The following is a 23,272-nucleotide window of genomic DNA, read 5'->3' as shown; positions in this document are numbered from 1 at the left end:
CACGAAGATAGTGGTATTGGAGGTTTTTTATGTTCAATGAGGAAAGGGAGGGACTTAACGAAAGGAAATACTTTTATGGATATTCTCCATTTAATTCGCAGCCTGTTCATCTCGGAACTGATTAGGTGTCATGCCTGTTGCTTTCTTGAAGGCTGTAAAGAAATGACTTCTGGACTGAAAACCGGATTGGGTTGAAATTTCAGCGATGGACCAGTTCGTCTTTATTAACAATTCCCTCACCTTTTCAATTCTTAATTTTAGAATAAAATCGGAAATTGAAATATCATTACGTTCTTTAAATAGAAGACGAAGATAGTTAGCGGAAAAGGAGACATGACCCGCGATATCCTCAACGGTTAGCATGGGATCGTGAAGATGAGTGGTGATGTATTCCACGATCTCCGGGAAAATATCTTCTTTCAGCGGGCGTCGCCCCGTCATTTGTTCCATCAGCTTGAACAACAAATTTTCGATCCAGCTTTGAAGCTCCTTCAGGCTGCTAAACTGATTCAATTGTTCGCCAATCCCTACCATTCCTTCTGGATTTGGCAGCTGTTTGAAAGTTCTCTGCAATGTGTACAAGAGCTGGATTAGATGGAGTTTGCTTTCACTGGCAGGTAAGGTCAGCAATTGATTAAATAACTGCTGGAGAAAGGCTTGAACCGCTTCTTTATCTCGTACACGTATCGATTGAATAAGCGCCGACATTTGTTCGACATCTAAACCACCGTAAGGCGCTTCGCCTAACTCTTTCATATCAGTAGGAACATAGACTTGGCTTTTACCGGTAATAAAGGATAGCTCTGATAACTCATAAGTCATTCGATAGGCTTTATGAATATGATCAATAGGTGCAACGGGGTCACCTAATCCGACAGAGACGGAGATTTTCACCCAACGTATCACTTGATTTATGCCTTCCGTTAATATAGTTAGGAGATCAGCGTCGGTCAATTGTTCGGCCTCTTGTGCGGAGAATATGAAGACAATGTGATCACTTCCCATATCGGAAGTTTCAGCATGTAAGTTGTGACTTCCGGCTACTTCTTCGATGATGTTCTGCAGCGCATACTTGATAAGCTTACGGGACTGAAAATTGTATTTCTCACAGAAATTACTATAGTTTTCAATTCGAAAAACGGCAAATCGGATAGGCTCATCTAGCTTTACTCTCATCCTCAATCGCAGTTCCTCGCGCAATGAAGGTCCGACAAAGTCACTGAAGAGCCATTGTCGGAGGAGCTCCTCCTTCACAATTGGACTACTGATTTTGATATTGCGATCTTGTTCTTCTACACGGTTAAACAAGGTATCGATGCCCGTATGAATGAGATGAAAGTCTTTCTTGAAGGAGGACCAAGACATTACCTCATCGGTATGTTTGTCGCCGCCTGTGAAGGTACGTATTTTATGTAATATCTCAGTAAAAGGCTTGTAGTTTTGTTTGGATAGTACATAAAGAGTGACTAACAGTACAGTGATCAAGAAGAAGAATGAACCTAATACTTTCAAATTTAATACAAATAGTTTGTTCTTCCAGATACCCTGTGGCGAGATGAGGAATAGACGCCAGCCCTCAGGGGCGAGCTGCGAAGATTGCACCCCCCACTTCTCTCCATCGTAAGTCCAGGAATCCGTATTTCCCTCTTGTCTACTCAACAATTGGTTGAATTGTTCAACGAAAGGGAGGTCCGTCTCACCCATAATTGCTGTACCGTCATCAGTATCCAAAACTAATAGCTTGCTTTCAAACTCATTGTTACCCAGCAGAAGGTCTTCGGCTAGCTGAGTTCGGTTTAACACAATAAGAAGACGTCCGTGTGTCGTTTGATTAATCCCATCACTTGGCAGGGTGAACACAAGCTCTATCTGGCCATTCACGGTTTGTTTGAAAAAATGACTGGGTCCACTTTGGTTTCCTATGTAATGGTGAAGCAGCATTTGATCGGAAAACGCTGAGAACGAAATGGCTCCGCCTCGTGCGGTAAGTACCTCTTTGGTATGTTCGTTCATTAAATAAACATCAGCGAACAATCGCTCCGATGCCAAAAACTCATTTAATCGTGTATCGACCAAATGACTTAAATAGGGATCTTTTTCATTCTGATTGAGCCAGTAACCGATGTTACGATCCTGATATAGTTGGAGGCCGGATACTTTGAGCTTCTGCAGCGTCAATTCCAAACTACTCTTAAAATGATTCAGTTTAACGGACGTGACGTTGTTCACTTCATTAACCGCATAACTGGAAATTTGACTAGTTAAAAAATAGGAATACAGCAAGGACATACCTATAAAAATGATCGCCATGAAGAGAAAGATGCGCATGTATAATTCTCGGATATGAATCAGCTTCAGCATACGTAGTTACTCCCTCATTTGATATGCTTCATTTTCTCAAGAGTTGCCTCAAAAAGCAATAATAGAAGGGCCAATCTTGAATATAAAAACCATAGTGAAAACCCGTACTACCCGCTTTTGTTACTTTCAGAACCATCGTGACATTGAGAACTATACAGGTGGATTAAGATGGTTTAAGGTAGGGCCTATCAACCGATTCGAAGCTGGCATGTCCACTTATACAATCGAATCTAGAGGAAGGTGACAATCGTTGCAGAGTAAAATCGTTCAATCCGTGATGCAGCATAAAATTCATTATTTCATGCTGTTTCCAGGGCTCTTATATTTTGTGATCTACAAATATGTGCCCATGTATGGTGCTTTGATTGCATTCAAAGACTTCAGTATCTCAGGCGGAATTTGGAATAGTCCTTGGGCTGATCCCTGGTACAAACATTTTAAGTATTTTTATGATTCGCCTTATTTCACACAAATCATGACGAATACGATGCTAATTAGTCTGTATAAATTACTTTGGCTCATGCCTCCTTGTATACTATTAGCCATCCTGCTGTCAGAGATTCGGTGGAAGCCCTTCAGAAGCTTCATTCAGTCTATCCTTTATATGCCGCATTTTATCTCATGGGTGATCATTTTCGGTATTTCCTTGGCCTTATTCTCGGAAGCTGACGGCCTGATTAATATGATGCTGAAGGATTGGGGGATTAAAACGGTTCCTTTCCTTACCTCCAATGAATGGATTCGCTCCTTAATCGTAGGAACGGATATATGGCAGAATCTAGGTTGGGGAGCGATAGTCTATTTAGCCGCTATTGCAGGCATTGATCCTACCCTATATGAAGCGGCGAGAGTAGACGGAGCCAGCAGGTTAAGGATGATTTGGCACATCACGTTGCCAGGTATCCAGAATGTAATTATTTTGATGTTCATCTTGCGTCTTGGGACGATCTTGGATGCGGGTTTTGAACAAATTTATGTCATGTACAATATTCAGGTTTACCAAAAGGTAGATATTATCGATACGTGGGTTTTCCGCACGGGGCTTGAGCAATTTAATTTCAGTCTAGGTGCAGCCGTTGGGCTCTACAAATCCATTATCGCACTCATTCTGGTTGTTGGGGCTAACTCACTCGCGAAACGTTGGGGGGGGAGTATATGGTAATGAATTGGAAAGAACGCAGCTTTGAACTTTCTATTTATATCTTCCTTCTGCTCTTGGCGAGCTGTTTTATATTCCCTCTACTGTATGTTCTATCCGTATCGTTGACTCCTTACAGCGAATTAATGAAAAACGGAGGCTTCCGAATCATCCCTAAGGATTTCACGCTGGCTGCTTATGTGATGTTCCTGAAGGATTCGACAATTCCAAGAGCCTTTGGAATCTCCTTCTTCATCACCATTGTAGGAACGTTTCTGAATGTTGCGCTTACCGTCCTTATGGCGTATCCATTAAGTAAAAAAACATTACCAGGACGGTCTTTTATCTTATTTCTCGTCATCTTCACGATGATGTTTAGCGGCGGTATTATTCCAACGTATTTGATCGTTAAAGCAACAGGTCTTTTAAATTCAGTATGGTCCATGATCCTGCCTACAGCGGTAGGGACATTCTCCTTGTTGATTACGAAAACATTTTTCGAGCAAATACCTGAATCTTTAATTGAGGCAGCACGAATTGATGGAGCTTCCGAAAGCAAGGTGTTGGTCAGTATCATTTTGCCAATGTCCATACCCGTCGTCGCTACCATTAGTACCTTCTATGGTGTCATGCATTGGAACGAATTTTTCAATTCGATCATGTATGTGACAGATACCAAGCTATATCCGCTGCAAGTGGTGTTGCGAGGCATTTTATCAGCATCTATGTCCTCTGAAGTGAATAGAGAAAATGCAGTGCCCACAGCAACGCTTCAAATGGCAGGAGTTATTCTCACGGCATTGCCGATTGTAATGGTTTACCCTTTCATCCAAAAGTATTTCACAAAAGGAATGCTGGTAGGAGCTGTGAAAGGATGACCGTTTACATATATAATAAAAAAAATGAGGGTGATGTCTAAATGAAAAAGCTATTGATGATGTGTGCTACCTCCGGATTAACCTTGAGTATGGTGCTTAGCGGTTGTGGAACAACCCAGCCAGAGTCGGGTGCTCAGAGCAGTCCAGTACCAACTACAGCGACTGTATCGCCAGAGAAGGCAAGTGGTCCAGCTAAATTAAGCATTGTGGTGGCTGGAGCAGGGCTAAGTGATGTTGATAAACAAATTCAATCGGAAATCGGAAAAAAGCTTGGCGTGGAGTTTGACTTTAATGTCATTCCAGCGGGTAGTAATAATGAATACGCGAATCAAATTAACATTCGAGTTGCCTCCAAAAACGCGCCTGACATTTTCACAGTAACGAATGATCAGATGCAGGAGTTCACTAAGCAAGGAGCTATTTTGGATTTGACGAAGTATTTGGATAAAATGCCGAATGTGAAGAAGTCCTACACCGAGGCAGACTTGACGAAAGGGAAAGTGGACGGCAAGCTGATGACTCTTCCGAAACGAGCCTCTGTTCCATATCGAGCCTTAATGGTTCGTAAAGATTGGCTGGATAAATTGAACCTGTCTGTTCCGAAGACAGTAGAGGAATTGGCTGCCGTTATTAAAGCTTTTCATGACAAAGATCCAGACGGTAACGGCAAACAAGATACGTATGGTTTAACGGGTACTGGTCTTGACGCATTCGCACCTATTTTTGGTGCTTTCGGCAGCAGTTATGGCTATTATAATGCGCCATTTACAGTTGGGAATTTGACCGTAAAGGACAATAAAGCCATCTATTCCACGACGCAGCCGGAAACCAAACAAGCACTGAAATTTATTAGTGATCTCTATGCTTCAGGGGCTGTTGATCCGGATTTGCTGACAAACAAAGGGACTACGGCACATGTTAAGGCTCAAAAAGGTCAAGTGGGTATCATCTATTCGAATTGGTCGGATATGTTTAAGGACGAGCACATTAAACTGATTACAGAGACGAATCCGAATGCAAAATTCATCTCCATCGAAGCACCTGTTGGACCTGGTGGTCAGTATATGGGAGCATTTGACGATAGCACAGCGGATTGGCGCATAGCCTTACCTAAAACGTTGGAGAAATCACCAGAGAAATTGGAAAAAGCACTTGCCTATCTTGATTTCATTACTGGTGATGCCGAAGGTCAGAACATGGTCATGTTCGGCTTTGAAGGCAAACATTATACCAAAGCAGGCAGCACGATCACGCCTCTTCCTGCGATGTCTACCGAGCTAGGTACTACGTTTCAACTACAACTAACAGGAAGAGCAGAGCTTCCATATTTGTATACCAAATTTCCAAAGCAAAAGGAATATATTGATTTTGCTGTGAAACAACCGTATATCAAAGTGTTTAATAGCTTCCCCAAAATTCCGGAAGGCTTGAATAAGTCCGATAAAGATCGCTATGAGAATGAAGAAATCATTAAATTCATTTTTGGAAAACGTCCGCTAGATCAATTCGATGATTTCGCTAAAACGCTTAACACCACGTACCAATTGCAAAAGTATCTGGATGAAGCTACGAAAGCTTTTAAAGAAAATGGGTTAATTAAGTAAAGTGAATCCGACGAAGGGCAAGTAGTCAGCTTCGGTTGTGACCTTGCCCTCGTCTTTCCCACTTATTGTAAGCGCTTAATAAAAGGATAAAGGGTGTGAGGTTAATGAGGATAGTTAATAAAATATTGGTTTGGATGTTGTCCATTGCGGTGCTATGTGTAAGCCCCATCGGGATGAATTCGATGGCTGGAGGGAGTAAAGCGGAAGCAGCCGTCAGCGGTTTCGTAACACGAGATGGAAATAAGTTGATGCTTGGCGGTACTACGTTTCGGTATGCGGGAGCTAATATTTTTTGGTTGGGGCTCGACCCAAAGGTTGGCTCGGTGGATTATCCCACGCATTTCCGTGTGGATGATGCATTAGACACTGCCAAAGAAATGGGGGCTAATGTCGTTCGGTCCCATAGTTTGGGTGTTTCAGTAGGCTGCAGCAAATGCTTGATGCCAACATTAGGAACATACAGTGAGGCGGCTTTTCAAGCTATCGATTATGCGATTAAAAAAGCAGGAGATAACGGTATACGATTGATCATTCCCTTAACAGATAACTATGATTATTATCATGGTGGACGTTATACGTTTACAAATTGGAGAGGGGTCGCAGACAACCAGTTTTATACGAATGCCACGGTTATTAATGACGTTAAGCAGTACATCAATCATATCCTGACGAGAGTCAACAGTTATACAGGTGTTGCTTATAAGGATGATCCTACGATTATGGCATGGGAAACGGGGAATGAAATTTACCCTCCAGTCAGCTGGACACAGAAGATTGCTGATTATATCAAAAGTGTGGATACCAACCATCTTGTTATGGATGGCAATTATGGCGTGAATACAAGTGCTCTTTCACTGACCAACGTTGACATGTACAGTGCTCATTTTAATAACACTAATTTTCCAATGACAGCTGCATCCATCAATAGCCTAGCCAGTACGGCAGCAGGAGCGAACAAGGTCTTCATAGCTGGCGAATTCGAGTGGAATAATAGAAAGGGAGGGGAACCGCTTGCCGGCTGGCTGGCGAACAACCTATCGAATCCAGATATCTCCGGATATACGTACTGGTCGTTGTTTGGTCATCTTGATACGCAAGGATACGTTCAGCATGATGACGGGTACACCTTGCATTATCCGGGGGATACGCCGGATTATGCAGCCCGTGCGCAGAGCCTACGCACCTATGCATATAGCATGCGTGGCCTCACAGCTCCTGCGCATATGACGCCAGGCGCACCGCTAATTACATCCGCAACCCGCAATAGCACAGGAGTCAACACAACGATTGCATGGAGAGGGACGGCAGGTGCAGACAAATACACGGTGGAGCGCTCTACTGCGGGGTCTTCCGGGCCTTGGACGGTGGCATGCAATCAATGCGCCACGGATAATCAAACCCCTTGGGTAGATACTGCGGCACCCACTTCCGGGAATGTATGGTATAGGGTGAAGGCGCATAATTTATCTGGTGTGGCCGGAGTCTATTCCTCTGTTGCACAATTAACTGAAAGTACAGAAATTATTGTAGATAATACAAGCAGTGGATTTAGCACAACTGGTTCTTGGACACCTAGCACGACCCTGCCTGGTTTTTATGGCAGCGACTATTTGCATGACGGAGATACAGGAACATCAACCGATACAGCCACATGGGCCTCCCCAATCACTACTACAGGCACCTACGATGTGTATATGAGATGGGTATCGGCGGCAGACCGTCCCGACGCTGCCCCGGTGGAGGTTAATTATGACGGAGGAATTGCAAATTTGACAGTGAATCAACAAATTAATAGCAATACGTGGGTGAAGATCGGACAATGGAGCTTTGCCAGCGGTAGCGGGGATTATGTGAAACTAACAGCATCGGATACGGGTTATACGGTTGCGGATGCGGTTAGGTTCGTGCAAGTATCGCTGACACCGACCAATCTTGCGCCATCTGCAACCTTGACTGTCGATTCGACGAATGGCACCTACACCAAAGAGAAAGCGGTAGATGGAATCAACAATGACAACACAAGCAGATGGCTCTCCGGCGGTTCAGCGGAGCCGCACTGGTTTCAATTGGATTGGTCAACGAATAAGACCATCAACAATGTGAAAGTATGGAGCGGTTATATGTTGTCGCCAAACTCGCAAATATACGCTTTTAAGATGCAAAGTTGGGATGGAGCTTCGTGGGTAGATATCCCAGGAGCGAGTGTAACTAACAATACACAGGACGGATATAATGGCCAGTATAACAATCTTAATTTCACGCCAGTGACAACGAATAAAATCAGGATGTATATCACAGATGGAACGCCTCAGGCTGGCAACTCGGATGCTCGATTGCTAGAGATTGAGGTGTGGGGGAACTAATACACTTTGTCAAGAATTCAGCTGAGTGGCAAGAAAGCTGCTGTTCAGCTGGATCTTTTGTAAGTTAACAAGGACAGCCCTAGGGGCTGTCCTTGTTTTTTATTGTGGTAACTCAAGCTACTCAGGTGACCTGAGTAAGTTAGTCCAATTACCCAACCTTCGCTAACCGAAAAGTTTTAACTGGAAAAAGTACTGTTAATCCTAGCTGATAATCGTAATAGCCTGAGATCCCATGAGCTCCCAGGCCTCTTTGAAAGCAGCCAATGGATAGGCTTCCTGTTCACCTGTCATCGGGTCGTTCATATAGGCATAATCATCGTCCCATCCAGTTAGCAACAGGGCATGCTCAGGCTGATACCAAGGAACTAGCTCACCTGTCTCGTCTTCCCATTCCAAATCCAAATAGGGAGTATCCATATGCTCGGTTGCCCATATCATGGCAGGGCTGCCGGCTGCGATGACGCCAAGTAAATCTTCAAAGGAGGTTCCAGTCAGATCGCGGACGTGACCAGGCAACCACTGATTCATCATCTTAGCGATGGGGGTATGATAAATTCCATAGCCGACCGCAAACGGATCGCCAACGAAAACATCTTTGGGATTCGCGCCAACGAAAGCTCCGAACTCATTCTCGTAGGGCATGTCCCCCGTGGGTAAGGATTGAGCCACTTCTTCTTTTGTAATCGGCAGTCCAGCCCAATTCAGCAGCATCGTCGCAGCGACGGCTTCACACCCATTTGGCAGATCGGGCAGCTGGGACAGAGCGGGAATCACTTTAATTTGAAAGTGATGCTCGGTAGGCGTAGGGGCTTCAGCTTCTGAAGACGTCGAAATCGATGTGATTGTCGCTTCCGCTAGTGCTGCTTCAGAAGACGCGTAGTTTGACAAGGGAGTAGTCGAGATTACTGCGTTTGTAGGTGCGGGAGTAGAAGTAGTAGATAGCGGACTTGCACTGACAATTAAGGATGTTGGCGCTGTCGATGCAGTTTGTCCACTAGGGGAGCTTGTTTTTATGAGAAGGATACATGTAAAGCTGACCAATGCCAGCATAATAAGCGTGATAGCTCTCTTCATGTCGCACGTCCGTTCCTGTCGATGTTTTTATTACATCATGGGTTGCCAGAGAATGCAACACATGGAATCCGAAATAGGCCCATAGATACATACCTCACTCATGTGCTCGCATAGACTAGATAAACAAGCATGTCTAAGAACAACAAGGTTATAATTGAAAAAATATCAGGATGACTGTGGAGGCAAGGAATGAGACGTTTCTATCTTTGGGGTGCAGCTGCTTTTGTATGTTATACAGCTATGGTGATAGCCTATTTCATCAAAGGGGATTTATTTCAAATTCCAGCGACGTTAGTGGGAACTGCAGCGGATCCGAATACGTTCATGACTCATGCAGAGATTGCGAAAGCGGAGACACTGTCTCGGATTCATTCCTTAACCTTTTTCTTAAGCGCTCCCTTGCAAATGGGGGTGACAGTCGCTTTATTCGGCATCGCCGTCAGCTTCCGCCAACTCGCTGAGAAAGTATTCCGAGCTACTTTCCTGCAAATGCTTGTATTTGTGGTGTTGTTTACCCTCGTTATGGACGTGCTATTTCTTCCGATTGATGTGTTTTTGTTCAAAATCGATCAAGCCTACGGCATCTCCAAGGAGACGCCTATCATCTTTTTGAAGGATTATGTAAAAACGTTTCTCATAGATATCGTGGGTACGATCGTGATGGTAGGAATTTTCAGATGGATTAGTAACTGGAGTCCTAAGCGTTGGTGGGTGTGGCTGTGGTTGATTTCAATTCCATTGATCTTATTCGTAACGTTTATTCAGCCTGTGGTGTTAGACCCGTTGTACAATGATTTCCAGCCACTTCAAAATCAGGAGCTTAAAGCGCAAATTCTCGATCTTGCAGCCCAATCACACATTCCGACGGAACAAGTCTACGAGGTCAACATGTCAGAGAGGACACATGCGATTAACGCTTACGTGAATGGCATCGGCGGGAATGCCCGGATTGTGCTGTGGGATACCATTCTGAACAAGCTGCAGCCGGATGAAATCTTGACTGTGATGGCGCATGAGATGGGGCATTACGTAGAACGGCATATTTATTGGGGGATTGCTTATGGCGTTGCCCTCAGCTTTGCTGGTTTCTGGCTCGCATTTCACGCGTACCGCTTGATCCTTAAGCGTTGGGGGTCTTTGTGGGGAATGCGGGGGGAGAGGGACTTAGCCGCATTACCGATTCTGCTGCTGCTCCTATCACTGATGAGCTTCGTCTCAGCACCAGCGCAAAACGCTTTCTCCAGAGTGATCGAACATCGTGCAGATGTCTATGCAATGCAAATGACAGGGGATGGCGATGCGGCGATTCGCGCTTTTCAACATATCGCGCAGGAAAATCTAAGCCCAGTCACTCAGCCTAAGCTGGTCCAATGGTTCCGCGGCTCTCATCCGACGATTGAGGAGAGGATTTTGTATTTCGAGCAGTTTACGAAGTAGTAGTAGGTCGAGAAATTCTAATTCAAAAAGCACGAATGCTCGCTTACTTGCGCAGGAGCCATTCGTGCTTTCTTTTATTTTAAGAGGTTAATCATTTCTGCGCGTCATTTGCTGCCAAACCGAGCCTTCAGCGGCATGGCCGCCTTCGATACGCTCAAGGGCAATCTTAACCTGCATCCGGACTTCGAACTCGGGGTCGTCAGCTGCTTGCTTCAGGTCAGCCAACACGGAGTTGTCTCCGACTTCGTAAAGGAAACGCGCCGCGCGCCAGCGGACGAGCTTGTTGCGGTCCTTGAGCGCCTTGGCCATCGCTGGCATGGCGGCGGGGTCACCGAGGTCGGACAGTGTATCACCTGCCGTCCGACGAACAGAAGGTGTATCGTCCTCGAGGGCACGATACAGGTAGGGCAGTACCTCGGGTTCCTTGATGTCCCCGAGGTAAACCGTGGCCAGTCGCCGAAGCGACGTATTCTCGTCCTGCAAGGCATGGACGAGAAGCGGCAGCGTCTCCAGCGACGGCTGGATCTTCTGAAGCGCGGCGTAGCGCAGCTTCCAATCGCTGTGTCGCAGCTGCTCCGCGGCTGCGACAAGGTCCCCTGTGGGAGCCTCCTCCACAGGGGCATCCGTGGTCTCCTGCATCGCGCGGGAGACCAGCTCTTCGACGCGGGCATCGTCGTAAGAAGCGTCCAGTTCCTGGACGACTTCGCCCGCGATGTCCGTGAGCTCGCCATAGCGGATGCCGAGCTCCTCGAGCTTCCGCTCTTTGATCAGGTTCGGCGAAGCCGTACCTGCGCGGACTGCGGCTTGCGTGAAGCGCTCCGGCATGGCGACGCGCGCTTCTTCTGCGCCTGCGCGCACCCTCACCTGGAGCGGAATGCCGCGAAACATCTGCACGAGCACCTGTGCTTCGCCGAAGGATGCTTCAGCCGCAGGCTGCTCGGTTGGCAGGCTGCTGCCTGCCGATGGCTGGGCTTCGCCATAGATCTCGCGCGCCTGAGCCAGGATGAACTGCCAGTCACCCTTCGAGCTGCGGTCTACCGCGATGAAGTCCGCTGCATGAAAGATGCTGATAACACCAGATACAGCAAGCAATTTTTGCACTTCTGGCGGAGCGCCTGTCAGATTTTTTTTCGTATACGTTTCACGTACACCGGCTGGTAAAGACTCATCCATGTTGAGCTTCATCGAATTGGGGCTGGGTGTGGGCTCGATGGAAATGATTTTCATCGTGTACAACTCCTTAGTTGGATCAGCTCTTCATAATTAACTAAGCTAATCATATGAAAAGGCCCGGACGGGGGACCGTCCAGGCCTATTATCGGCATCTAGTGCCCTTCGTTCTTAGTCTAAATCGACAAGGTTACGATTTAAGTATTGATCTAATGTCTTCGTAAGATCGAAAACCGTATGAGCCAAGTCTACATTTTCAAAAACATGATCGCATTGGTCTCGATAGGCTAATTCATTTTCATAGTCGGACAAATATTTTGAGGCGACTTCTTCGGAATCTCCGCTTTCTTTCATCCGTTCTTCAAGTGTGTCCCTCTGGGCATAAATGAAGATTTGGACGACACGGTCGCCATATAGCTTTTTGAGCGTTTCGGCGCCAAAGCGGTTCAAGATCAAGTAGATGCTGCCACTTTGCTGGAACATGAGCTCAATATCTGCGCTTTTGATTCCATATAGATGGTCATTAACGGTACTAACTTCAATGAATTCGCCGCCAGCTTGTGCCCCAACAAATTGAGCGGGTGAGATGAAGTGATAATCTTGACCATCTTCCTCTGTTGCTTTCGGAGGTCGTGTGGTGTACGAAATCACTTGTTTCATCCCCAGCGTGGAGCCAGACATTTCCGCAACGGTTTTACGGCCTGCCCCGTGTGGGCCAGTGAATACAAAAATCATTTCCTTATCCTTTAATGCGTACATGGAACATACCTCCTTTGATTGGATGGGGGGTAAATCCTACGTGCGAGCACGGGTTGAAACGATTTTTGACCTATTAGATCTTAATTAACCATAGCTATAGTTTACAACGTTAGGCTTCATCGGTAAAGTCTTGCATGAAATCGCTTCATTTCTTTTATCGTTTTCCGCCACCGCCGCGAGTGCCTCTAGGTGCACCTCCACGTGCGCCGCCTTGCCCGCCGCGCGGACCGCTCGGTCTGTCGCCGCGAGGCGCGCCGCCGTCGCCACGAGGTGTTGCGCCACGCGCACCTCGCTCATCACTCCGCCCGCGAGCCGCACCGCTCGTGCGAGCGCCGAAGCCCTCACCGCGAGGAGCGCCGCTTGTGCGAGCGCCAAAGCCTTCACCGCGAGGAGCGCCGCCCGTGCGAGCGCCGAAGCCTTCACCACGAGGAGCGCCGCTTGTGCGAGCGCCAAAGCCTTCGCCGCGAGGTGCTGCACCGCGTGCTGCTCCATCGCCACGGCCCTTGCCGCCGCGAAGTGTGCGAGACGCGTTTGCCGCGTCATCACGACCTGCGCCAGCGTACTTGTTGTATGGCGAGTAAGACTTATCGCCATGAGGGGCTGAACGTTTGCGTTCTGCTCCTTCACCGCCGCCGTTGTAAGAACCTGTTACACGTGCTTTCGCAGCGCCCATGTTCGTTCCGCGAGCTGGAGCTGAATTTGGTGTCGCAGACTCATGGACTACGGTCGCACGACCCCATGTATTCGGATTACGCTCCGAATTCACTTTAGCTGGTCTTTCGCCTGAACGCGCTGCGCCAGTCGCACCACCGCGTGAACCGAATTTGTCACTTTTGGCGCCAAAGCCTGTTTTACGCTCACTGCCGTATTGCATATTCGAACGATCCCCGCGCAATTCACGTGCGCCAGGTCTTCCAGCACGTCCGCCGCTGCGTTGTTCAGGCGCGCCGCCACGGTCATTGCGTCTGCCGCCGCGTGCAGCGCCAGTTCCGCCTTTACGAGCAGACCCTCTGCCTTCTTGTTCCACGTACTCTTCCGTGTTTGAACGAACGCGTCTTTGTGGCCCGTCAGCACCGCGAAGTGACATTTTGATTCCTTTTTCGATGAGTTCAATCGTTGGCATATCTCTTTGCGTAGCAAAGGTTACAGCAACACCGGACTCACCAGCACGGCCCGTTCTGCCAATTCGGTGGATGTAGCTTTCGGCATCCTGTGGTACATCATAGTTGAAGATGTGCGTGACCCCTTCAACATCCAGCCCGCGAGCTGCGATATCTGTAGCGACCAAGAGCTCGATGCGTCCTTCTCTAAAACGCTTCATCACTTGCTCACGCTTAGCTTGGGACAAGTCACCGTGCAGCTCATCGGACATTAAACCGATCTCTTGCAAAGTCTCATTGAGCGCAATCGCTTTGGCTTTGGTCCGACAGAAAATCATCGCAAGATAAGGCCTGTATTGTTTGATTGCTGCAATTAGAGCATCCTGTTTATCTCGATCCGTCGTAGGAACAAGCACTTGCTGAATTTCAGTCAGAGTAACTTGTTTACTTTGAATTTTAATTTCTTTTGCTTCCTTCATATAAGCCTTAGACAGATTGATGACCTGTTCAGGCATTGTGGCAGAGAAGAGCAGCGTTTGGCGGTAAGGTGACGTCTGAGCGATGATATCCTTGACCTCATGCAAGAAGCCCATGTGCAGCATTTGATCTGCTTCATCTAATACGAGTATTTTCAATTTATAGAAGTTAATAGAACCGCGGCGAAGATGATCAAGCAATCTTCCCGGTGTTCCTACTACTATATGTATGTTGCCTTGAAGCTTTCTAAGCTGTTTTTCTACATCTTGCCCGCCGTATGCAGCTAGGACCTTCGCACCTGTGATCGGGACAAGGGTTTTCAACTCATTGCTGATTTGAATCGCTAACTCACGAGTAGGGGTAAGAATAAGCGCTTGAACATCCGAGCTTTCTACATCAATGGTTTCTAATATAGGAAGTACAAAGGCAAGGGTTTTACCTGTACCTGTCTGAGCTTGTGCGATAACGTCCGAACCTTTTAACAATACTGGAATCGCTTCTCGTTGAATGGGGGTCGGTTCTACGACACCTTGATTTTGCAAAACTTGAACTAATTGTTCTCTAATACCTAATGAGGCAAATCCATTTGACATGGGTAATTGGCCAGCTCCCTTTTTCCTTCTTAGTAAAGACGATTCCCTCATTGTACAGGAATGAAAGACAAATGAAAACAGGAGCCGACCCACATGCAGAAATAAACTACTTTATTAATAGAAGTTATACATGCTGGTTGTGCTCCAAAAGGCATGGCAAGACCCCCTATGTAGAAGAACAGCTTCTCATAGGAGGCTAGCCCCATCTTACTAGTCGTGAGGAATTACCTGGGCAGTCCCAAATACACGCGTGACCGTCTGATTGAAGTCTGTTAATAATGGCATGAGGGAATGACCCTTCCAGCTTTCCTGTGCGTAGCTATTCATTTTATTAAGGAAATCTCGATTTGCTGAAATGTAAACATCCATTAGATCTGGTTTAAGCACCCGAAGCTTCTCAGCAATGGCTTGTTTAAACGGATGAGAAAGTAAATCATGATGAATAGCCGTTTCGTAACTATTATAACCTTTATTTAAATCATTAGCCGGTAACGAGTCATCGTAGGGATTATCATCGTTGTAGAAGCCTTTAGTCGTTCCTTGATTATTCGTCTCTTTGGTCAAGCCCTTCGTACCAATCGCACTGCTATCCATCATTAATGCGACATACGCATTCTGATTCGTAATCATGACAAAGGCTGTGTTGACCCCATCCAAGGTGTGCAATTGATCCGAGAGATATTGACTGTATTCCAGTTTGGTATTGTTGTGCGTCACTGGACCAGAGAGCTGCTGTACTTGATAGGCTCTATCAAACTGATCAGCTTTTTCGACATGAGCGCCAAAATTCGAGCTAGTAGAGTCATCACGATCGCCTCTATATTCCTTGCCGCTAGAGCCGCATGCAGATAATGTGAGCAAGAGGAATATCATTCCATAAATCGGAAAACCTAACTTCCTGAACATTGTTAACAGACCTCCCAATGCGTTTTAATGTCTATAGGATGAGATGTTTCTGTCTAATTATTCGTGTTCACAAATAAAGGCTTTTATGCATAAAGAGGTGGGTGTATGGAAATAACCATGAAGGGAAATATATCGCTACAGACCGCTGTTTAAGAACAATTTGTGAACTCTGCTACAGCGATTGACAAAAAGTTTTCACGAATTTATAGTTATTAAAGTGAATTGACATGGGCATGGCCTTCGTGGTAAAAATATTGTTTTAAAAGTGGGGTTGATACAATGAGTCAATTGAAAAAGTTCTGGCGTCTGCTACCCCTTTTAGCGGTGATGACGTTCATGCTAACTGGGTGCGGAGACCCAACCTTATCTGCTTTAGTGCCTAAGGGTCCTGTAGCGACGGAGCAGCTTTATTTAATGAAATTAAGTCTCTTTATCATGATTTTTGTCGTAATTGTCGTATTTGCGATTTATGTGTACGTTTTAGTTCGCTTTCGCAAGCGTAAAGGCGACGAAAGCATACCGAAACAAGTCGAAGGAAGTCATGTTTTGGAGATTATCTGGACAGTAATTCCAATTCTCTTGCTGTTAGTACTTGCGGTGCCAACAGTATCCTACACGTTCAAACACTCCGAGAATTACAACAAGAACAAAGACGCTATCCATGTGAAAGTCACTGCGCATCAGTTCTGGTGGCAGTTTGAATATCCAGACCTTGGTATCGCGACAGCTCAACAGCTAGTGATTCCTAAGGATAAAATCATTGCATTTGATGTTGTTTCTGCTGACGTAGCGCACGCATTCTGGGTACCATCTCTAGGTGGTAAAGTCGATACGAACCCAGGTATTCGTAACACGCTTTACTTGCAAGCTGATGAAATCGCAACGTTCCAAGGTAGATGTACAGAGCTTTGCGGAGCATCGCATGCTTTGATGAACTTCACCGTTGCAGCGAAGTCTGACGCAGACTTTAATGCTTGGGTTGCGAAAATGAAAGCACCTTCTACTGTGCCGGCAACTGCACAAAAAGGTGAAGAGCTATTTAAAGAAAATTGCATGTCTTGTCATGCTGTGAATGCAAGCGGCCCAGGGGTTGCACCTAACCTTAAAGGTTTCGCGGATCGCGACACACTTGCGGGCATCTTAGAGAAGACACCTGAGAACATGAGCGCATGGATACATAATCCGCAAGAGCTTAAACCAGGCAACAAAATGCCAGCTTTCGGTAAAGAAGCTAACGGTAAATTAGATGACGCTCAAATTAAAGAAATTGTTACGTACTTACAAACATTGAAATAAACTCTTGATGTAAAGGAGGTTCATACGTTGGCTCACTCTCATCCAGTAAAAAAACATACCGGTCTTATGGATTGGCTTACTACCGTCGATCATAAGAAAATCGGTATCCTGTATTTACTAGCGGGCGGCTTCTTCTTCCTTATCGGAGGACTTGAAGCGATCTTGATTCGGATTCAACTCGCTTATCCTGATCAACAAATTTTCGTAGGCGATGCATTTAACCAATTAACAACGATGCACGGAACAACGATGATTTTCTTTGCGGCCATGCCGGTAATCTTCGCTTTCATGAATGCCATCGTTCCTCTACAAATTGGTGCAAGGGACGTTGCGTTCCCTTTCGTTAACTCACTTGGCTTCTGGTTATTCTTCGCCGGTGGTGTGCTCATGAACACAAGTTGGTTCTTGGGCGGCGCTCCTGACGCAGGTTGGACGGGATACGCACCTTTATCCTCGATCACTGACGCAAGTTGGGGACAAACGCTAGAGAACAACATTCAAGGTACTGACTTCTACGTACTTGGTTTGCAAATTGCAGGTATCGGGACACTTATCGGGGGGATTAACTTCCTCGTAACGATTATCAACATGCGTGCTCCTGGTCTTACATACATGCGTTTGCCAATGTTTACATGGTCTGCTTTTGTAACTTCAGGTCTGATCGTTCTTGCGTTCCCTGCGATTACGGTTGCTTTGGTTGAGCTAATGTTTGACCGCGTCTTCGGTGGTGCATTCTTCGATGCAGCCAGAGGCGGTAACAACGTGCTATGGGAGCATTTATTCTGGATTTTCGGGCATCCCGAAGTTTACATTTTGATTCTTCCAGCATTCGGTATTATTTCTGAGATCGTTTCTACTTTTTCGAAAAAACGCTTGTTCGGATACAGCTCCATGGTATTTGCAACAGTGCTAATTGGTTTCTTAGGCTTCATGGTTTGGGTTCACCATATGTTTACAGCAGGACTTGGTCCAGTAGCGAACTCAATCTTTGCGATTGCTACGATGGCGATTGCGGTTCCTACAGGTGTGAAAATCTTTAACTGGTTGTTCACGCTTTGGGGTGGTCAAATCCGTTTCACAACAGCAAATATCTTCGCAACAGCGTTCATTCCAACATTCGTTATGGGTGGAACGACAGGGGTTATGCTTGCGATTCCCGCGGCTGACTTCCAGTATCACGACACTTATTTTGTAGTAGCGCATTTCCACTATGTTATCGTTGGTGGTCTAGTTCTTGGTTTGTTCGCCGGTCTTTACTACTGGTGGCCGAAAATGTTCGGTCGTATGCTAAGTGAAGGCTTAGGTAAATTGCATTTCTGGTTGTTCTTCATCGGCTTCCACCTGACATTCTTCCCGCAGCATTTCTTGGGGCTAATGGGGATGCCACGACGCGTCTTTACGTATCAACCAGGCTATGATCTTGAAGTTGGTAACTTAGTTTCAACAGTGGGTGCGTTCTTCATGGGTATCGGTACGTTGGTATTCATTATCAACATTATCGCTACAGCAAGAAAACCAATCACAGCTCCTGCAGATCCGTGGGATGGACGCTCCTTGGAGTGGACAATTCCGTCTCCTGCACCTGAATATAACTTCAAACAAACTCCGCTTGTTCGTGGTTTGGATGCTTTCTGGAAAGAAAAAATGGCTGGTAACAAGCAAATGACGCCAGCTGAACCAATTGGTTCGATCCACATGCCTTCAGCATCGATCTTGCCGCTTGTTATGTCTGTTGGATTGTTCATTGCTGGTTTTGGCTTTATGTACAAAAATTACTACGTAGCTGCTGCAGGTATCGTAGTTACATTCATTGCCATGTTCTTGCGTTCCGTATATGACGACCACGGTTGGCATATTGAACCGGAAGAGCTGGAAGACGATAAAGGGGGTAAGGCATAGGCATGAGTACTCATCATACGGGCGCACTGCCTGCTAATCCGGAAACGGCTACCCTCGAAGGGAAAAATAAAGTCCTTGGCTTTTGGCTTTTCCTAGGCGCTGAGGTTGTATTGTTCGGTTGTTTATTCGCAACTTACATTGCCCTTCGGAACTCTGTTCCGGATGGCCCAACAGCTGATGAGCTTTTCAAGCTCAAAACGGTTGGTTGGTCAACTTTCATTCTCTTAACAAGTAGTTTAACGAGCGTATTCGCAATTATTGCGATGCACCGTCAAAAAGTAGGTCAATTGCTAGCTTGGCTAGCAGTTACGGTTTTGTTCGGTCTTTCCTTCTTAGGAATGGAGATCTACGAGTTTTACGAATATGTTCATGAAGGCCACAAGTTCACAACAAGTGCTTTCTCCACCTCGTTCTATACGTTGGTTGGCTTCCACGGTGCTCACGTAGCATTCGGTGTTTGCTGGATTACGCTGTTGATTTTCCAAGGACTTAAGAAAGGTCTTACAGTCGTTACGGCTCCTAAGTTTTACGTCGCTTCTCTGTACTGGCACTTTATCGACTTAGTCTGGGTATTTATCTTCACAGTTGTTTATCTGATGGGGAAGGTGGGTCACTAAATGAGCAGCAATTCTCATGATACACACGCACCTAGCAAACGAGTTAAGCATGAATCACCTTTGAATCACTATCTGACTTACATTATTTCGATTCTACTCACGATGTTGGCATTCGCTGTCGTACTTTACGGAGACTTGGATCGTTCGTTTATCTTGATTTTCATCGTATCTCTCGGGATCGTGCAGGCTATTGTTCAGTTGCTTTTCTGGATGCATGCCAAAGAGAGAGGACATTTGTTCCCTCTAATTTTCATCTTCGCAGGAGCGTTCGTAGCTCTTACCGGCGTGATCACAGCCGTATATTGGGTTTGGTGGTAAAAAAGCAAGAAGAGGCAACTTTGTCTAGACAAAGTGCCTCCTCTTTTTTTAAGCAGAGTTATTCGGAATTAGTCAGCTTGAAAGGAGATAGATGCAGGTATGAGTCAGATTGGTAGTTTTTTCGATTTGTGGAATCCTGTTTTACTATTAATCGTCGTCGTGATCGGATATAGCTATGGTCGATTTGTTGTGAAGGGAAATGGGAGCGCTGCGAAATCAGAGCCAATTACGATCTCACAGCAGCTTCTCTTCTACTCAGGGCTTGTCTTATTCTATATTGGGCAAGGAAGTCCAATTAGTTATATTGGGCATCACTACTTGTTCAGTATGCACATGCTCCAGCAAACGATTCTTTATTTAATCGTACCGATCTTCATTTGGTTAGGAACACCGGCATGGTTAGTCAGAGTATGTATGAAAAATATCGTGTTTCGTGGCTTGTTTTCCTTTTTCACTCGGCCTCTAATCGCATTATTCATGTTCAATATGCTCTTCTCCATCTACCATATGCCTTTTATTATGGATTACTTGATGAAGAATGATGTACCGCTTTTTGCTTATCATACTTTGCTTTTAGTGACGGCCTTTATCATGTGGTTCCCAGTATTTTGCCCGCTGCCTGAGCTGAATCGCTTGAACGATTTGAAGAAAATGGCGTATATTTTCGGGAATGGCGTCTTACTGACACCCGCTTGTGCGCTCATCATTTTTGCGGATTCGATTATCTACGATATGTATGACAATGTAACCGTTCCTTTTGCTCATTTGTCACCGCTCGATGATCAACAACTCGGTGGTGTCATTATGAAAATATTGCAAGAGATTATCTATGGCGCCACATTAGCTTATATTTTCTTCCGCTGGTATCGCCGCGAGCGCAAGGATGAGGATGAATTGGATCCACTTCCATCACAAGAAAGCATGAATAATCAAGGCGGGAACTGGAATCGCGCTTAGAGAAAGGATTAGAAAGATGCATATATTACCCACGATTTCTACGATGTTTATCGTTATTAGTGCCATTTTTGTCGGGTTCGGCTGGTATCATATAGTAAAAGGGAACCGAGATACGCATGAAAAGCTGATGGTTCTAGGCGCGATTTTCGCTTTAGCCTTTTTCATTATCTACATGTCCCGTACCTTATTTGAAGGGAATACAGCATTTGGCGGGCCAGAGAGCTTGAAGCTGCCTTATCATTTGTTCTTATTCTTCCATATCACACTAGCTACAATTGGTGGCATACTTGGTCTCATCACGTTGTGGTTTGCTTACAAAAAGAAATTCCTAAAACACAAGAAAATTGGTAAGGTTGCTGCGATTGTGTGGCTGCTAACAGCGCCTACAGGCGTTATGGTCTACGTATTGTTGTACGTCTTGTACCCAGGTGGAACAACGAAGCCAGTGATTGATGCCATTTTCGGTTTATAAACAATATGAATAGCACGGAATGATGTGAAAAAGCATCGTTCCGTGCTATTTTTTTGTCTTTTTAAGGGGTGATTTCGTGATTTTGCACATCGGATTGTGGAAATCAACAATTTGTCATGACGAAATGACCATGCCATTCTTCATATTGCTCATAGGTGAATCCGATGGATTCCGCTACGCTTAAGGAAGAGATGCATCTCACCATAACATGTAGTGGAGGGTCAACGAATGAAGAAAATTTTAGCTTCAACCATGATTGTCATGATGATGGGCACAGCCATTGCCTGTTCCTCGAAGACGGAAACAACGACAACAACGGGTGAGTCACAATCACCAGCTACAACGACCGCGACGACGTATCCGATGACAACTGATAAAACACTTACCTATTGGGGTGAGTTGAACGGAAACTTAACAGGTGTAAAAACGACACATGCCGATGTTCCCTTTTTCCAAGAGTGGCAGAAGAAAACAGGTGTACCGCTTAAATTCTTAGCGCCGCCTACAGGACAAGCCAAAGAAGCGCTAAACGTGATGCTCGCATCTGGGGATTTGCCTGATATGATCGAATACAACTTCTTAAGTGATTTCCCAGGTGGACCTGAGAAAGCCATTAAAGATGGTTACATTTTAAAGTTGAATGATCTGATTGATAAATACGCGCCGAACTTGAAGAAATACCTCAAAGAGCATCCAGAAGTCGACAAAATGGTAAAAACGGATAACGGCAGCTACTATGCCTTCCCTTTCATTCGTGGAGATGAGTATTTACAGGTGTTCCAAGGACCGATGATTCGTAAAGATTGGCTAGATGAGTTAGGACTCCCTGTTCCTGAAACAATCGATGATTGGACAACGACATTAAAGGCATTTAAAGAGAAGAAAGGCGCAGCGGCGCCACTATCTTTTATCAGTAAACCAAGATTTTTCAATGAATCCTATAACGGTGCATTCTTAGGCGCATTTGGGGTTAACCGTGGTTTCTATTTGGAGAATGGCAAAATCAAATTCGGTCCATCAGAAAGCGGCTTCAAAGAGTACTTGAGGACGTTCAACCAATGGTATAAAGACGGTTTGCTAGATAAGAACATTGCAACGGTGGATACAAAAGCTTTGGATGGCAGCTTCGCATCGGGTGCGACAGGGGCAAGTATTGGGAATGCCGGCGGCGGAATAGGTAAATGGCAGCCACTCGTTCAGGCCAAAGACCCTAAGGCACAGCTGGTAGCTGCGCCATATCCGGTACTTAAAAAAGGCGATACGCCGAAATTTGGTCAAAAGGATAATCCTTATTCCTCCGGAGGCATTGTCGCGGTAACGGCGAAGTCCAAGAATCCAGAATTAGCTGTAAGAATGCTGGATTATGGCTACAGTGAAGCTGGCCACATGTTCTTCAACTTTGGGACTGAGGGCGTTAGCTACTCGATGGTAGATGGCTATCCGAAATATACCGACTTGCTGATGAAAAATCCAGATAAGTTAGCCCCTGCACAAGCGATGTCCATGCACATTCGGGGGAGCTACAACGGTCCATTTATCCAAGATAAGCGTTATGCAGAGCAATTCTTTGTACTGCCAACGCAACGCGATGCCATCAATGTGTGGAAGAAAACCGATACAGCGAAATACAGCTTACCGCCGCTTACACCAACACCGGAAGAAAGCTCCGAATATGCGAAAATCATGGGCGACATGAACACGTTGGTGGATGAAATGACGTTGAAAATCATTTTGGGCAATGAGCCGGTAGATGGCTTTGAGAAGTATGTGGAAAAAATGAAATCCCTGAATTTAAGCCGCGCCATCGAAATTCAGCAAGCAGCACTTGATCGCTATAACAAGCGATAGGTTTC

18 protein-coding genes are annotated in these 23,272 nt (G+C 45.7%); 12 read left to right on the top strand and 6 right to left on the bottom strand.

Annotated features, from left to right (window positions below; translation table 11 throughout):
- Positions 1 to 90: 90 nt before the first annotated feature.
- The gene (locus tag AC58QO_RS17525) at positions 91 to 2,361 is read right to left on the bottom strand and encodes a helix-turn-helix domain-containing protein (RefSeq protein WP_497267721.1); all 2,271 of its coding nucleotides are present in this window, start codon (positions 2,359 to 2,361) and stop codon (positions 91 to 93) included.
- Positions 2,362 to 2,638: 277 nt separating this feature from the next.
- Between AC58QO_RS17525 and AC58QO_RS17520 the strand changes: the two genes are divergently transcribed.
- The 4 genes from AC58QO_RS17520 (at position 2,639) to AC58QO_RS17505 (ending at position 8,344) form a co-directional block, all read left to right on the top strand.
- The gene (locus AC58QO_RS17520) at positions 2,639 to 3,523 is read left to right on the top strand and encodes an ABC transporter permease (RefSeq protein ID WP_497268144.1); all 885 of its coding nucleotides are present in this window, start codon (positions 2,639 to 2,641) and stop codon (positions 3,521 to 3,523) included.
- Positions 3,517 to 4,377 carry a carbohydrate ABC transporter permease gene (locus AC58QO_RS17515; protein WP_497267719.1) on the top strand — a complete coding sequence of 287 codons (861 nt, stop codon included), beginning with the start codon at positions 3,517 to 3,519 and terminating at the stop codon, positions 4,375 to 4,377. The genes AC58QO_RS17520 and AC58QO_RS17515 overlap by 7 nt, the downstream gene beginning before the upstream one ends.
- A 41-nt stretch (positions 4,378 to 4,418) precedes the next feature.
- Positions 4,419 to 5,981, top strand: coding sequence for an extracellular solute-binding protein (locus AC58QO_RS17510; RefSeq protein ID WP_497267717.1), 1,563 nt, complete (start codon positions 4,419 to 4,421; stop codon positions 5,979 to 5,981).
- Between the two features lie 104 nt (positions 5,982 to 6,085).
- Positions 6,086 to 8,344 carry a golvesin C-terminal-like domain-containing protein gene (locus tag AC58QO_RS17505; RefSeq protein WP_497267715.1) on the top strand — a complete coding sequence of 753 codons (2,259 nt, stop codon included), beginning with the start codon at positions 6,086 to 6,088 and terminating at the stop codon, positions 8,342 to 8,344.
- Positions 8,345 to 8,545: 201 nt separating this feature from the next.
- On the opposite strand, the gene AC58QO_RS17500 is transcribed toward AC58QO_RS17505, so the two are convergent.
- Entirely contained in the window at positions 8,546 to 9,418 is an 873-nt protein-coding gene (locus AC58QO_RS17500; protein ID WP_497267713.1) for a C39 family peptidase, read from the bottom strand.
- Between the two features lie 189 nt (positions 9,419 to 9,607).
- Between AC58QO_RS17500 and AC58QO_RS17495 the strand changes: the two genes are divergently transcribed.
- Positions 9,608 to 10,855: a M48 family metallopeptidase gene (locus AC58QO_RS17495; RefSeq protein WP_497267711.1), complete on the top strand. Its 1,248-nt coding sequence runs from the start codon at positions 9,608 to 9,610 to the stop codon at positions 10,853 to 10,855.
- A gap of 87 nt (positions 10,856 to 10,942) precedes the next feature.
- Here AC58QO_RS17495 and AC58QO_RS17490 read toward each other — a convergent pair whose 3' ends face one another.
- From AC58QO_RS17490 to AC58QO_RS17475, 4 genes are all read right to left on the bottom strand, one after another.
- Complete coding sequence (locus AC58QO_RS17490; RefSeq protein ID WP_497267709.1) at positions 10,943 to 12,082, bottom strand: virulence factor; 1,140 nt, start codon at positions 12,080 to 12,082, stop codon at positions 10,943 to 10,945.
- Between the two features lie 114 nt (positions 12,083 to 12,196).
- Positions 12,197 to 12,784: a guanylate kinase gene (locus tag AC58QO_RS17485; RefSeq protein ID WP_497267707.1), complete on the bottom strand. Its 588-nt coding sequence runs from the start codon at positions 12,782 to 12,784 to the stop codon at positions 12,197 to 12,199.
- Positions 12,785 to 12,938: 154 nt separating this feature from the next.
- Entirely contained in the window at positions 12,939 to 14,954 is a 2,016-nt protein-coding gene (locus tag AC58QO_RS17480) for a DEAD/DEAH box helicase (protein ID WP_497267705.1), read from the bottom strand.
- Positions 14,955 to 15,164: 210 nt separating this feature from the next.
- Positions 15,165 to 15,860 carry a YhcN/YlaJ family sporulation lipoprotein gene (locus AC58QO_RS17475; protein WP_497267703.1) on the bottom strand — a complete coding sequence of 232 codons (696 nt, stop codon included), beginning with the start codon at positions 15,858 to 15,860 and terminating at the stop codon, positions 15,165 to 15,167.
- A 279-nt stretch (positions 15,861 to 16,139) separates the two neighbouring features.
- Here AC58QO_RS17475 and coxB point away from each other — a divergent pair, with 279 nt between their 5' ends.
- The 7 genes from coxB to AC58QO_RS17440 all read left to right on the top strand — a co-directional run bounded on the left by coxB (position 16,140) and on the right by AC58QO_RS17440 (position 23,267).
- Positions 16,140 to 17,156: a cytochrome c oxidase subunit II gene (coxB, locus tag AC58QO_RS17470; RefSeq protein ID WP_497267701.1), complete on the top strand. Its 1,017-nt coding sequence runs from the start codon at positions 16,140 to 16,142 to the stop codon at positions 17,154 to 17,156.
- Positions 17,157 to 17,222: 66 nt separating this feature from the next.
- Positions 17,223 to 19,055, top strand: coding sequence for a cytochrome c oxidase subunit I (gene ctaD, locus AC58QO_RS17465; RefSeq protein ID WP_497268143.1), 1,833 nt, complete (start codon positions 17,223 to 17,225; stop codon positions 19,053 to 19,055).
- A 2-nt stretch (positions 19,056 to 19,057) separates the two neighbouring features.
- Positions 19,058 to 19,672 carry a cytochrome (ubi)quinol oxidase subunit III gene (locus AC58QO_RS17460; RefSeq protein ID WP_497267699.1) on the top strand — a complete coding sequence of 205 codons (615 nt, stop codon included), beginning with the start codon at positions 19,058 to 19,060 and terminating at the stop codon, positions 19,670 to 19,672.
- Positions 19,673 to 19,990 carry a cytochrome C oxidase subunit IV family protein gene (locus tag AC58QO_RS17455; protein ID WP_497267697.1) on the top strand — a complete coding sequence of 106 codons (318 nt, stop codon included), beginning with the start codon at positions 19,673 to 19,675 and terminating at the stop codon, positions 19,988 to 19,990. It abuts the gene before it with no gap.
- Positions 19,991 to 20,089: 99 nt separating this feature from the next.
- Complete coding sequence (locus AC58QO_RS17450; RefSeq protein ID WP_497267695.1) at positions 20,090 to 20,947, top strand: cytochrome c oxidase assembly protein; 858 nt, start codon at positions 20,090 to 20,092, stop codon at positions 20,945 to 20,947.
- Between the two features lie 16 nt (positions 20,948 to 20,963).
- Positions 20,964 to 21,419 (top strand): DUF420 domain-containing protein, encoded by a 456-nt coding sequence (locus AC58QO_RS17445; protein WP_497267693.1) that lies wholly within the window; start codon positions 20,964 to 20,966, stop codon positions 21,417 to 21,419.
- A 228-nt stretch (positions 21,420 to 21,647) separates the two neighbouring features.
- Positions 21,648 to 23,267 (top strand): extracellular solute-binding protein, encoded by a 1,620-nt coding sequence (locus AC58QO_RS17440; RefSeq protein ID WP_497267691.1) that lies wholly within the window; start codon positions 21,648 to 21,650, stop codon positions 23,265 to 23,267.
- Positions 23,268 to 23,272 lie beyond the last annotated feature (5 nt).

It is taken from the genome of Paenibacillus sp. J31R30 (assembly GCF_059692115.1).
The sequence above is the reverse complement of the archived record's forward strand: the minus strand, read 5'-3'. Positions and strand labels throughout refer to the sequence as shown.